Here is a 12,967-nt window from a genome sequence, read left to right on the forward strand (position 1 = left end):
TCCACTAATCAGCCCGTGCTTTTGACAGCTGTATTCCTGCATCCGTTTCCAAAGAACAGATAGCTTATTCGTTCCATCTATTGTACCGCAAAAATTTAAAAAAACATAAAAAATTGCCGAAAAACACCGTAAGATGCTTTCGGCAGCTTCTATTAATGTATTTGCTGGATACCTGCGATATGAATTGTCATTCGTTTCTTCTCCTTATTTACCAGACAAAGCGTTTGGTCAAAGAGATTCAGATCATGATATCTTCCAGTAAACGTTTGGAGCATGCCGTTCTCATAATAGGAGATCGTCATATCTCCATTTTCTTTTAACGCTTTTAATATCAATTACACCATCTCCTTTCTGTATACCTCACACTTGCTACTGTTAGTATACAACATAAAGTAACCGCTTACACTAGACAGTGTGACCAATTTGTGAAGTTTTATACAAAAGGAAATGTATCTTTCAAACAAAAGCTTTGCAGGTAAGAAATCTTTTAAAATACGCGCTGTTATTGCATTCTGTTTTCGCTTTCTCAAGCCTGCCAATCCATATGTGTTGATGCCGCTCTGTCTGCTGTTCAGGAAAATTTAGATTCAGAGCTAAACGATATTCATCGCCCAGCTCTTGCTTTCTCTTGCAGCACTAACACATATTCCCCAACTTGGTCCGCTTCATATAAGTTCGTAATGCTTGTACTGTATTGCTTAATTATCGCCTCAAAGCGAACACCATCTTCTGGTACTTCCACGTGGAAATCATTCTTGTACAAAAGCACAGCAACATCATGATACGCTTCACTTGTCACGTGGAACTTAAACCGTATTTCCTGCAGGATGTTCCCATCCTTTGAAGCAACTTCACGCGCATAATCAAACGTATCCAGTTCCATGCCGTTTACAACCACTTTTCGGTTCATAATATCTCTCCTTTTTCAATAAGTGTAGCACCACTATATGTACGAATACAAAAAGCTGAGCATATCGCTCAGCCTTTTGTGTAGTGTTGAATGCTGTCTCGCAGAAACTGGGCAGCACCTTTTTGAATATAGTTCTCGTAATAAGCAGTGAACCGCTCATCCTGCACATACATCTCAGCTAGTCCGGCATGTGCTTCTTTTGAGTAAGACGGCCAAGTGAAAGCAAGCCATTTCCGATGCAGCTCAGCTGCTTGCAATGCTTCTGTTCCGGCCGGATTTCCCGTCTGCATTGCTTCTTTTATCTTGAGGAACAACTGCTGTTCGGTTTTCTGCATCTCCTCGTACTGCACAGCTGTCATATCGCGGAATTTTTGGTTAGCTGCGTCTACAACTTCCTCGCCATATGCTTCTCTTACTTCCTCACCATACATTGCTTCATTTTCCGCAAGCTTTTCTTCCTTAAAGCCCGCGAATTTTTCTTTAGCTGACATGTGTCCCTTCCTTTCTATCATTTGAATACTTTTCTCCACATTACCGAGGAGTAAATTGATTTGCTGCTGTTTTGCTGCTAACTGTTTTCGATGTTCTTCTAAAGCTCGCTTCCTATCGAATGCCGGAGAATGGACAATCGACCGAATTGTGTTAAGATCTACTTCCAATGCACGATAAAAGAGAATTTGCTGCAGCAGATCCACTTCTTTCTCCGTATAAATCCGATACCCGCTCGCATTGATTTCCGCCGGCTTGAGCAAGCCAATTTGGTCGTAATAACGGAGTGTACGCTTACTTACACCAGCAAGCGCAGCAAGTTTTTGCACGGTGTATGTCATCCTGTTTCCTCCCTTCTGTTTCTACAATAAACGTTGACGCAACGTCAGCCGCAAGACTTTTCTCAAAGAAAAAGACAAACCGATAATATCAGTTTGTCTTCAAGGTACTTCGCCACACCGGTACAGGCGGCTGTATGTGACGCAACACTTCTATTAAAGGATAAGGCTGCAAATCGAGCTGTTCCAATTCCTCAGGTCTTGCCCAAAAGAAATGTAAATGCGGCTCTTGGCTCTTGATCTCCTTGTGTTCAAGTATGACTTCAAACACATGCGTCACCTCATAATGATCGGCGTCTGCGTGCTGCCAGCTATGCTCAAAATCACCGATAAAGCTAGTGATGTTACCCTTCACACCAAGCTCTTCCTGCAATTCACGCAGTAAAGCCGCTTCTGCCCCCTCACCTATCTCCACATGGCCGCCTGGCAAAAAGCTGTTCTGCCAGCCTTCCGCCTTGGCAAGTAAGATACTGTCTCCTTGACGGATGACTGCCCGGGAAAGGCGATGGAATTCTCTTTTTCATAAACTATTTGTCTCCTTAGAAGAAATCGTAGATATAAGGAACACGTTTCGGGATACTGTCCTCCAAGTTTTGGATCATCTCTTCAGGCCCCTTCAGCAAGCCCGCCTGCCAAAGTACAAGCGGACGTTTATATCCAAACACAATTGCAGATAGCATATTAATAGATAGATCAATCCCATTATCTGCATCTGAAACAACAGCTTTTCCGTCCTGGAACGTATACGTTGCGTTATTTTCTCGGATTATTGGATCCTGTACATGCAATATAAAATTTTGAGGGTCCTTTAGCCAATCAAATTTCGCAAAGAAAGCTGATATATCTACAATTCTAGCCATGAAGTATGGATAATGCTTTACGTCCAGCTGCGGGTCGGGCAGCAGAAAAGTGAGCGGATCATGCGGTGAAAGATCCAGTTTCACTTCCTCAAACATGGAATCATGCTGGGCGATGAAATTCCACAAGCCTGCTCTTGCGTCAGCAGTGAGAGCTACGAATTCCGAAATATCCAGTTTATCTGGCGTAGCAATCTCGTAAATGATATACCCCTGTGCTTTTCCTTTTGTATCACGATAAATCGCAATAAAATCATGCTCTCGGTAGACACGCTGCTTCCACCAGTAATTCTGTCGTTCAAGCATACCGCTGTAAAGAGACGCATAAGCAGCATAAACTTCCTCAACTTCCTGTCCATGCGCTTCCTTTTTCACACGCTCAATTGTCCCCTCAACTGGCGCCAGCCTTACGAGGTCTTTTTTCTTCAATGTATAAATGGTACGATCTGTGAATAATTCATATCCAAAGCGGCGATAGAAGTCTACATAGAACGGATGCAGCATGGAAACAGGCATCCCCTGCTCGCGAATGTGGTAAAGTGTATCCGTTAAAATTTGCTTGATATACCCATTTCGACGGTATTCCGGATATGTTGTAACTCCGGCAATTCCGCCCATCGGAACTGTCTGCTCTCCGAGTCTGATTGCAAGCGGCAGGAGCTGCAGCTTTGCGGCCAGCTTTCCATTCTCCTTGATTCCATAAAGCTGCTGGTGCTGTTCCAGCTGTTCAAGTCGAGCATTTCTTTTCTCATCGGGGAGACGGTACCGAAAAGCATACTCCGACATTTGTACCGCTTCCTCCAGGTCCTGTTTTCCCAAACGTTCTGTCTGCATCCTAATCCCTCCTCTTTTTTCTATCCCAACTATAGCATATACAAGCCATCTATCTTGTCACACCGTGTAAAAGATTCTTCGTTAAAAGCGATGTAATATCGTGTTAAAAGCCGCAGTATGTTGAAATGCGGCTCTCATAAAAGTATTTTCTACTATATAGGCTGGAAACGATTGCAGATAAACGCTTAAATCAATTAACCAGCCGACTTCTCAGAACGTGCAGTGAGCTCTGCTTCAATTTGCTCCAGGCTGCGCCCCTTTGTTTCGACAACGACAAATCGTACGAAGAGTAAGCCCAAGACGCATATGACACCAAAGGAGGAAAAGATAACACCAAAGCTAAATTGGTCTGCAAGAATTGGGAATACGAGACCAACGACCAAGGAGCCTGTCCAGTTAAAGGCGGATGAAATTCCAGCACCAATTCCGCGTACAGATAGCGGGAAGATTTCCCCGACTATTATCCAAGTCAAGGGTGCCCAAGAAAACGAATAGAATAAAATAAAGCTGCATAAGGAAATTAAAGTAATCCAGTTGAGTGCGCTTTCATTTAATCCGATAACCTCGAGAATTGCAGGAGCAAAGAAGGAAAGTGCCATACCCGTACCACCTACGGTGAGGATAGCACGGCGATTAAACTTGTCCACAAACTGCAAGAAAATAATCGTTGTTACAACGAAGATAACGCCGACAATAACCGTAAATCCAGCAGCGACTTGCGGTGCCAACCCCACATTACGTGCGATACTTGTTGCATAATAAACAATAGAGTTGGCACCTTGAACTTGTTGAAAGGTTGCTATTCCTATCCCGATTATTAATGCCATACGAAATCGTTTCTGAAATAATTGGCGAACACCTTTTTTCTCATATTTCGTAATACTATTAATTTCTGCAATTTCAGCATCCACTTCAGCTTTTGATCCGCGCAACGAAGATAACACTTCTCGTGCCTTGTCCGCCATCCCATTTTTAATTAAATACCGCGGTGATTCCGGGAGCTTTAATACGCCAAAGTAAAGTACAATCGCAAAAACACCTGCACTGCCAAGCATCCAGCGCCAGCTGTTTGGAACTGGCTCAAAAATGAAAGATACGATATAGCTTAATAGCATCCCGCTTACAATCATCAATTGATTCAAACCTGAAAGTTTTCCACGTACTTTTGCAGGAGCTATTTCCGACATGTATGCAGGAACCAAAGACGAAGCTGTACCGACAGCAACCCCTAAAATAATACGTGATATCGTTAAAGTAATTTCTTCTGGAGCTACGGCTGATCCGATTGAACCAACTAAGAAAATAACAGAAGAAAAAAGAATAATGTTCCTGCGTCCGAATCGATCTCCTAATAAGCCACTTAAAATTGATCCAATTATCGCACCGCCCATTAAAGATGAGACAACAATTCCCAGCCACAATGGACTTAAATTAAACTCATCATGAATGGGGCCTTCCGCACCAGCGATTATCCCTATATCATATCCAAACAAGATACCAGCAAAAGAACCGAAGAAAAAGATAAACTTACTTGATACTTTACTCATGTTCATACTCTCCTTTAAGTATTGACCCTCTGTGTAACGTAATTTCTATTTATCTAAAACGCTTTCATTTTGATTCAAATAATCAGGATAACGTTGCTATGCTCCTCTTAGGTGCGGATATTATCTCCAAGGAAGCGATGGCCCCCTAGAGATAGTAAACTTACTTAATCACAACATATTCCAAACCGACTAATTTTGCATACGAGATAATTTGATCTGTCGTTAGCTTTAACGACACGACGGTATGATGCCCGCCGCCATTTTCAATCCAGGATTTTATCCCATCATGGAAGTTCGGCTTAATTTCCCAAAGCACCCGAGCCACCGGGAGTTTAGGTGCAGGAACAATTGGTTCAAATGCAGACACTTCATTGATTAAAAGCTTAAAATGTGTACCAAAATCAGCCATCGATACAACAACACCTTCACCAGCTTTACCATCAAATACTAGACGTGCCGGATCTTCACGATCACCGATACCTAAAGGAGAAACAACTAACTTCGGTTTATTGCTCGCTAGGCTGGGGTCTACCTCAAGCATGTGAGATTGCAGAACAGATTCCCGGCCAGGAGCCATCTCATACGTGTAATCTTCCATAAAGCCTGTAGCTTGGTTGTGGCTCATCACTTTGAGTAAACGATCAAGGGCTGCTGTCTTCCAATCTCCTTCTCCAGCAAAGCCATATCCTTGCTCCATCAAACGCTGAACAGCAAGTCCAGGCAGCTGTTTCATTCCATACAAAACTTCAAAGTTTGTAGTAAATGCTGAATATCCACCTTCATCTAAAAAGCGTTTAATAGCAATTTCATAGCTTGCTTGTACTTTTACGCTAGCTTCCCATTCTTCTTTTGTATAATCGCCATACTCAAAGTCGTACAGATCCTTATATTCATTGAATAGTGTATTAATTTCTTCCTCCGTCACTGCGTCGACATACTGTACTACATCTCCAATACCGTAATAATCAACCGTCCAGCCAAATTGAATTTGGGCTTCAATCTTATCACCTTCTGTTACTGCCACATTGCGCATGTTATCTCCGAATCGAGCAACCTTGATGTCAAAGCTCTCTCGATAAGCAGCTGCTACGTCCATCCAATCTGCAATTTCTTGCTGCACTTCTTGTCTCTTCCAGTGCCCCGCCACCACTTTATTTTGCTTCTTCAAGCGCGCGTTAATGAATCCATACTCTCGATCTCCGTGAGCAGCCTGATTTAAGTTCATAAAGTCCATATCAATTGTTTCCCATGGAATTCTTTCATTGTATTGTGTGGCTAAATGGAGCAGCGGTTTCTGCAATAGTTTTGTCCCGCGGATCCACATTTTCGCAGGTGAGAAGGTATGCATCCACGTAATTATTCCAGCAACCTCATCACGATAATTGGCTTCCTTCATGATAGTTGTAATCTTATTTTCACTTACAGCTAAATCCTGAAGTACAATCGGGTAAGGTAATACACCACTATCGTTTAATGCATCTGTCATCGTTTGTGCATTTGCTTTCACCTCAGCTAATGATTCTTCCCCATAGAGACCCTGAGACCCGACAACAAACCAAAATACGTTATTCTTTATTTGCATCTTAATTTCTCCTTTATCGTTGATGTTAGCTGCTACTGTTGTCCGTAATAGGCACCTTTGCCATGCTTCCGTAAATAATGCTTATCTAATATTGACTGTGGTAATTCCGGCGCAAAATGATTTAATTCTCGAGCAAACAAATTCATCTTCGCTACTTCATCCAGCACTACACTATTCATTACAGCTGATTTCGCATCTTTGCCCCACGTAAACGGTGCATGTCCTTGCAGCAGCACACCTGGGACTTCCAAAACATTCAAACCGCGCTCTTTAAATGTTTCAATAATGACATGACCTGTTTCTGCCTCGTATCCACGGTCAATTTCTTCTTGTGTCAAGAAACGTGCACATGGAACAGCACCATAAAATGTATCAGCATGAGTCGTACCCATTGCTGGCACATCAAGACCAGCTTGTGCCCAGATTGTTGCCCAAGTTGAATGTGTATGGACAATTCCGCCAATTTCCCGGTAGTGCTTATAGAGAACCGCATGTGTTTTTGTGTCAGAAGATGGATTAAGTTCTCCCTCCACTACGTTGCCATCAAGATCAACGACAACCATATCGTTCGGTTTCAGCTTGTCATATTCAACGCCGCTAGGTTTGATAACAAACAAACCGCGCTCCCGATCAATGCCGCTTGCATTCCCCCAGGTATATTTCACAAGTCCATGCTTCGGTAAGTCTAAATTCGCTTGAAGTACTTCCTCTTTCAAATGTTCTAACATTGCTGCTCCTCCAAATTTTATATGAGATAGTTGACCGCAGCCTTCTCAATTTCTAAGCCTGCTTTATACCGTTCAATGAATTGTTCAAACCCTTCCACATCAAATGCATCTGGATATATCTCTTGCCCATCAACGCATGCAAACACCTTTTGATCAAGGTAATCAGCTAGACTCTCTTTTTCCGTGCTATTTATCATGTAGGAAGCAAGCAACGCCATTCCCCACGCACCGCCATCTCCTGCTGTTGTCATAACAGAGACAGGTGCATTCATAGCAGCAGCTACCATTTTTTGACCGACAATAGGGGTCTTAAATAGTCCGCCATGCGCAACGATGCTGTCTATGGTGACCTTTTCTTCCTTGTGTAAAAGATCCATACCAATCTTCAGTGCACCAAATGCTGTAAATAAATGCGTTCGCATAAAGTTTGCTAGATTGAAGTTACTTTCTGGGGAACGAACAAACAATGGTCGGCCTGCTTCGAAACCGGTAATATTCTCACCCGATAAATAGCCGTAGCTAAGCAACCCGCCGCCATCCGGATCTGCTTGCAATGCCTTGTTTAGCATTACTTCAAAAATAAGACTTGGCTCCGTTTTTATACCCATTGCTTCGGTAAACTCACGGAATAATCCCATCCATGCGTTCATATCACTTGAACAATTGTTTGCATGTACCATTCCTACTGGGCTTCCGGTAGGAGTTGTGACCAAATCGATTTCTGGATAAACCTTCTTAAGCTCCTTCTCCAATACAATCATGGCAAAAACAGAAGTTCCGACAGAAACATTCCCTGTCCGCTTCCTGACACTATTTGTGGCGACCATTCCGGTACCTGCATCACCCTCTGGGGGACAAATAGGAATGCCCGCCTGTAAATTCTTCGACCTATCCAGAACCTTCGCCCCAATATCAGTTAAGACACCAGCTTGTTCGCCTGCATGATAAACCTTTGGTAAGATGTCTAATAGCTTCCATGGGTAACCTTTATCTTTTATAATTTCATCAAATTCCCTAACCATTTCTTCGTTATAATCTTGTGTTGTCTCATCAATCGGGAACATTCCCGATGCATCTCCAATACCTATTGCTTTCTTACCAGTTAGCAGCCAATGAATGAAACCCGCTAATGTCGTGATAACATCTATGCGCGGCAGATGATCCTCATCATTCATAATTGCCTGGTAAAGATGCGCAATGCTCCATCTTTCAGGAATATTAAATTGAAATGCCGCGGTCAGCTCTTTTGCAGCAGCACTGGTTGTGGCATTTCGCCACGTTCGGAAAGGAACTAACAGCTCCCCCGTTTTATCAAATGCCATATATCCATGCATCATAGCTGAGAATCCAATGGCTCCGATTGTACGAATTGTAACACCATAAATCCGTTCAACTTCTTGTTTCATTTCACTGTATGCCGTCTGTAGACCTGTAACAATATCCACCAGATTGTACGTCCAGTAGCCATTTTCCAAACGGTTCTCCCACTCAAAACTTCCCGAAGCAATCGTTTGAAAGTTATTATCGATGAGAACTGCTTTAACGCGCGTAGACCCGAATTCTATTCCTAGTGACGTTTCTCCATTTGTAATGGCTTGTGCAATAGCTGCTCGATTCATGTTATTCCGATACCTCCCATCTCTTTTAAATACCAGTTAAAAGAATGCGCTTTCAAATAATGATGCCTTTAGTTTATTTTCTGTACGTACAAATGTCAATAGTTTTAAAATAGGTACTATCAATTTAGGTTGTCTGATTTACTAAGCGCGGATAACGTTCTCCATTTCCTTGTTTTGCAGAGAATAATATAGATTATTTTTTTTATGTTATAAGCTTTCCTAACAAAACATAGATTTTGATTTCACTCTTTTATGTCTTTTTTGCTTATGTTAAAATATGTCCATACAAATTTAAACTTGTCTGTATATGATTGCATACAGCAACCAGAAAAGAAGTGATAAGATGAAGGCGAAATATCAGGTCATCATAGAAGACTTGAAAAGTAAAATTCTATCGGGAGATTACAGTATTGGAGAACGGATACAGACCGAATCTGCTATGCAGGAGATATATGGTGTCAGCCGCCATACAGTTAGAAAGGCAATCTTAGAATTAGCCACAGAAGGGTACTTACGCAGTGAAAAAGGATCAGGAACTTATGTTAACGATTACCATAATGGCGGAAAGCCGCACAACAAAACAATCGGTGTAATCACAACATATATCTCTGATTATATTTTCCCTTCGATTATCAGAGGAATTGAAGGACGATTAAATGAAGAAAATTACTCTTTGCTGTTAGCAAGTACAAATAACGATGTGGAACAGGAAAAGAAAGCTTTAGAGATGATGCTGTCATACGGTGTAGATGGTTTAATAGTTGAACCAACAAAAAGTAATCTTTACAACCCTAATATTGCTTACTACCTTTCCTTTAAGGAAAAAGGCATACCATTCATTATGATTAATGCCCACTATGAGGAATTAGATGTTCCTTTCCTATGCTTGGACGACGTGAAATCAAGCTATCTTGCCACAAATTTATTGATAAGTAATGGACATACACAAATAGGACTTATTTCCAAGATGGATGATTTACAAGGTAAGTACAGAATGAAAGGATATTTAAAAGCACTCGGAGAAGCAAAATTACCTTTCCGTCCAGAGCATGTGCTCTCTTTTAATACAGAAACAAAGCAAGACTTGCATAAAAACTTAAGAGAATTTCTAACAGAAAATAAAGATGCTTTAACTTCGATTATTTGCTACAACGATGAAGTTGGTTTAGAGGTAGTAAATGTATGCAGACAACTTAATATTGCGATACCAGACAACTTATCAATTATCGGGCAAGATAATTCCTATATTGCAAAAAACGCTACTATTAAACTGACTACTTTAACACATCCGCAAGAACAAATGGGGCGCGATGCAGCTAACTGGCTCATTAAGAAGCTGCAAGGAAAGAAAGATATGCCAAACGAAATCTTCTATCAGCCTGTATTAATGGAAGGCGAGACGGTAAAGGATATTAATGTAAAAAAGTTAATATAAATATCTAAAGCAAAATGAGCCTATTGATCACGATATGGGTAATTAGTTGAAATCGTGTACGAGTAATCGAACAATGTATTGTTCCTGTCCGAATTAGGTGCAAGCTGCTATGGCAACCTTAACCTTATTAGGCATAGGTTGCTTTTTAAGTTCCTAATAAGTTGGCAAATCATACTCTTCTGGCAGTACGTTCTATAATAAAGTCTCGATCAGCTCGAATTTAAAACATGGGAAGGGTGAGGAAACAGGTCCATTAACGTACAAGTTCTCGTAAGTTAATCTTAGTACCCTGTGCATAATACTTTTCTATTTTTTTGATAGTAATGGCTTCTTTCGTGTTAAAAGTAAGATCGAAACCAGCATAATGAGAGCTCCGGTAATCTTTTGCCATGTAAGCTCAATCGGGAAAAATGGGTAGGAAATAGCTGCAAGCAGGATCGGACTAAAAGCCCGAATTGTATTCGCAATCGAGAACCGCAAATATTTTAGGGCTTCATATAAAAACAACGTTCCTATAAATCCCGTCAATAAGGACGACAGAGCAATTAATCCAATACCCGAGACAGGGTATCCCCCTTCGAACAGCTGACCTGTGCTAATCGCATAGAGCGCCATGCAGTTATTCGTAAATAAAATGGAATTAGAATCTTTATCTGTACCTATCGCCTTTTTTATGTACACATTTGAAAGAGCAAAACAGAATGTCTGAACCAAAGCACACACGCTTCCTATCAAACTAGCACCGTATACATTGGCCGTATCTAAAAAGAAAAATGCCTAACATCGCAAATAGAATAAAGATTGTCTCATTCTTTAATATCCGCTCTCTCAGGAGTAGTAAAGACAGCAGGATAGCAAACACCGTATAAAAACGGCCGATAAAACCAATCTCTACCGGTGATAACAAACTCGTACTAACATACATAAGAATGACACCGAGCGAGTTGAGTACACCTAAAAAAATCATCTCTCTATCTTTGTAAAACGCCACTTTTTTCCTCTGTATTATCCCAAACAGATAGCACGCCGCAATGATAACCAGCACATTAATGATGGCAGCTTTAGCCGGACTGATCTCCAGCACGCCAAACTTAGCCAATAAAGGCCCGATGGCCATCATGAAAATCGAAATGAAATTAAGGATGTGACCTTTCTTCTCCATTAGCATATCACCGCGCTATCTTTTAAAATTATGAATATACTCGGTTTAAGAGTCTGTAGATTACTGTCGGCATGAGACACGGCTTCGTTTATTCTGTGAAATGTAGTTGGCACCCACCTTTTGTGTTGTTACCTTCTATCACGATGGAGTAAAATCGGCGGTCTGTATGGAAGGTTGCGTTACCTTGTGCGCTTTCACAGAAATTCTTCCGCCAGATTAACTTTTTTCGGTCACGCCATTCCAGTATCAATTCTCCGCTGTCCACTTTTACATCATAAGTGAACGTAAGGATTTGATTCTTCCTAAACTTAAAATAATGGTATTCAACTCCATTAAATAGCTTATAGGAAAACTTCAACTTATATCGAGAACGTGTAAAGATATAGTTGTCTTTCTTGACCAGATTAATCATTTTAAGTTTTAGCAGGACAATAAGTATAATAACGATAATAAAAAAACAGATAATATTTAAGATCACAACCGCCCTTCCTTCCTCAAAATTCTATGCCTCTTCTTAAACTTATACAATCATTTCCAGAAATAGCTGTCAACACAAAAAAAGAGCACCGAATCGGTGCTCTTCTCTTCACATATTATCTTACATTCATTTCATTTGGATTTGGACCTTTACGGCGTCCTGCATCCAATTTGTTAATGGCATCCATATCTTCAGCAGAAAGTTCAAAGTCGAATACTTCGAAGTTTTCTTTGATGCGGGATGGTGTAACAGATTTCGGAATAACAATTGTGTCATTTTGAAGGTGCCAGCGCAAGACAACTTGTGCTGCTGTTTTGCCAAGCTTATCTGCAATGCTTGTTACAACTTCATCTTTTAGTACGTCGCCGCCTTGATCAAGCGGGCTCCAAGCCTCTACAAAGATGTCATGCTTTTTACAGAAATCTTTTAGTGCGTTTTGCGCCAAGTATGGATGGCATTCTACTTGGTTCAGTACTGGTTTGATTTCCGTTTCTTTCATTAGACGTTCAAGATGCTCAATTTCGAAGTTACATACGCCAATTGCTTTCACGCGGCCATCTTTATACAGCTTCTCCATCGCTTTGAACGTATCCACATACTCATCATATTCTGGTGTTGGCCAGTGGATAAGGTAAAGGTCAACATAATCCAAGCCAAGGCGCTCAAGGCTTGCTTCAAAAGCAGCAATCGTGTTGTCATACCCTTGATCGGAGTTCCATACTTTTGTAGTGATAAAGAGGTCTTCTCTATTCACGTTTGCTTCCTTAATTGCTTTGCCGACGCCTTCTTCATTTTTGTAAATCATAGCAGTATCGATGCTTGTATAACCGACTTCAAGTGCTTTTTCTACTGCGGCAGTTGCTTCTTCATTTCCTACTTGCCATACTCCAAAACCAAGCTGTGGCATTTTCAAGTCATTATTTAAAGTTACGTGGTTCATCTAAAGCACTCCTTTAGTCGTTTTCTTCTTTTAGTATATCGTTCTCAT

General features: G+C 41.1%; 13 protein-coding genes. 1 reads left to right on the forward strand and 12 read right to left on the reverse strand.

The genetic code is table 11. The features are described 5' to 3' along the window. Positions 1 to 152 precede the first annotated feature (152 nt). From CRO17_RS15645 to CRO17_RS15685, 9 genes are all read right to left on the reverse strand, one after another. Positions 153 to 335 carry a YolD-like family protein gene (locus CRO17_RS15645; RefSeq protein ID WP_097043422.1) on the reverse strand — a complete coding sequence of 61 codons (183 nt, stop codon included), beginning with the start codon at positions 333 to 335 and terminating at the stop codon, positions 153 to 155. A gap of 269 nt (positions 336 to 604) precedes the next feature. Continuing rightward, positions 605 to 910, reverse strand: a complete 306-nt coding sequence (locus CRO17_RS15650; RefSeq protein WP_097043423.1) for a DUF3219 family protein — start codon at positions 908 to 910, stop codon at positions 605 to 607. A 68-nt stretch (positions 911 to 978) separates the two neighbouring features. Next, complete coding sequence (locus CRO17_RS15655; RefSeq protein ID WP_097043424.1) at positions 979 to 1,740, reverse strand: MerR family transcriptional regulator; 762 nt, start codon at positions 1,738 to 1,740, stop codon at positions 979 to 981. An 88-nt stretch (positions 1,741 to 1,828) separates the two neighbouring features. Further along, positions 1,829 to 2,224 (reverse strand): NUDIX domain-containing protein, encoded by a 396-nt coding sequence (locus CRO17_RS15660; RefSeq protein WP_097043425.1) that lies wholly within the window; start codon positions 2,222 to 2,224, stop codon positions 1,829 to 1,831. A 52-nt stretch (positions 2,225 to 2,276) separates the two neighbouring features. Continuing rightward, positions 2,277 to 3,428: a GNAT family N-acetyltransferase gene (locus tag CRO17_RS15665; RefSeq protein ID WP_097043426.1), complete on the reverse strand. Its 1,152-nt coding sequence runs from the start codon at positions 3,426 to 3,428 to the stop codon at positions 2,277 to 2,279. A 194-nt stretch (positions 3,429 to 3,622) separates the two neighbouring features. Next, entirely contained in the window at positions 3,623 to 4,975 is a 1,353-nt protein-coding gene (locus CRO17_RS15670; RefSeq protein WP_097043427.1) for a sugar porter family MFS transporter, read from the reverse strand. A 160-nt stretch (positions 4,976 to 5,135) separates the two neighbouring features. After that, entirely contained in the window at positions 5,136 to 6,557 is a 1,422-nt protein-coding gene (gene araA / locus CRO17_RS15675; RefSeq protein ID WP_097043428.1) for an L-arabinose isomerase, read from the reverse strand. 32 nt (positions 6,558 to 6,589) lie between these two features. Then, positions 6,590 to 7,285 carry an L-ribulose-5-phosphate 4-epimerase gene (locus CRO17_RS15680; RefSeq protein WP_097043429.1) on the reverse strand — a complete coding sequence of 232 codons (696 nt, stop codon included), beginning with the start codon at positions 7,283 to 7,285 and terminating at the stop codon, positions 6,590 to 6,592. A gap of 17 nt (positions 7,286 to 7,302) precedes the next feature. Beyond that, positions 7,303 to 8,904, reverse strand: a complete 1,602-nt coding sequence (locus tag CRO17_RS15685; RefSeq protein WP_097043430.1) for a xylulokinase — start codon at positions 8,902 to 8,904, stop codon at positions 7,303 to 7,305. 343 nt (positions 8,905 to 9,247) lie between these two features. On the opposite strand from CRO17_RS15685, the gene CRO17_RS15690 reads away from it, so the two are divergent. Next, positions 9,248 to 10,339 carry a GntR family transcriptional regulator gene (locus tag CRO17_RS15690; protein ID WP_097043431.1) on the forward strand — a complete coding sequence of 364 codons (1,092 nt, stop codon included), beginning with the start codon at positions 9,248 to 9,250 and terminating at the stop codon, positions 10,337 to 10,339. 306 nt (positions 10,340 to 10,645) lie between these two features. On the opposite strand, the gene CRO17_RS17800 is transcribed toward CRO17_RS15690, so the two are convergent. The 3 genes from CRO17_RS17800 to CRO17_RS15705 form a co-directional block, all read right to left on the reverse strand. Then, positions 10,646 to 11,053, reverse strand: a complete 408-nt coding sequence (locus CRO17_RS17800) for a DMT family transporter (RefSeq protein WP_245864819.1) — start codon at positions 11,051 to 11,053, stop codon at positions 10,646 to 10,648. 22 nt (positions 11,054 to 11,075) lie between these two features. Next, positions 11,076 to 11,501, reverse strand: coding sequence for an EamA family transporter (locus CRO17_RS17805; protein ID WP_245864820.1), 426 nt, complete (start codon positions 11,499 to 11,501; stop codon positions 11,076 to 11,078). A 593-nt stretch (positions 11,502 to 12,094) separates the two neighbouring features. After that, complete coding sequence (locus CRO17_RS15705) at positions 12,095 to 12,919, reverse strand: aldo/keto reductase (RefSeq protein ID WP_097043433.1); 825 nt, start codon at positions 12,917 to 12,919, stop codon at positions 12,095 to 12,097. Positions 12,920 to 12,967: the final 48 nt, after the last annotated feature.

Origin of the sequence: Terribacillus aidingensis, assembly GCF_900215625.1 — a bacterium.
GTDB lineage: Bacteria > Bacillota > Bacilli > Bacillales > Amphibacillaceae > Terribacillus > Terribacillus aidingensis.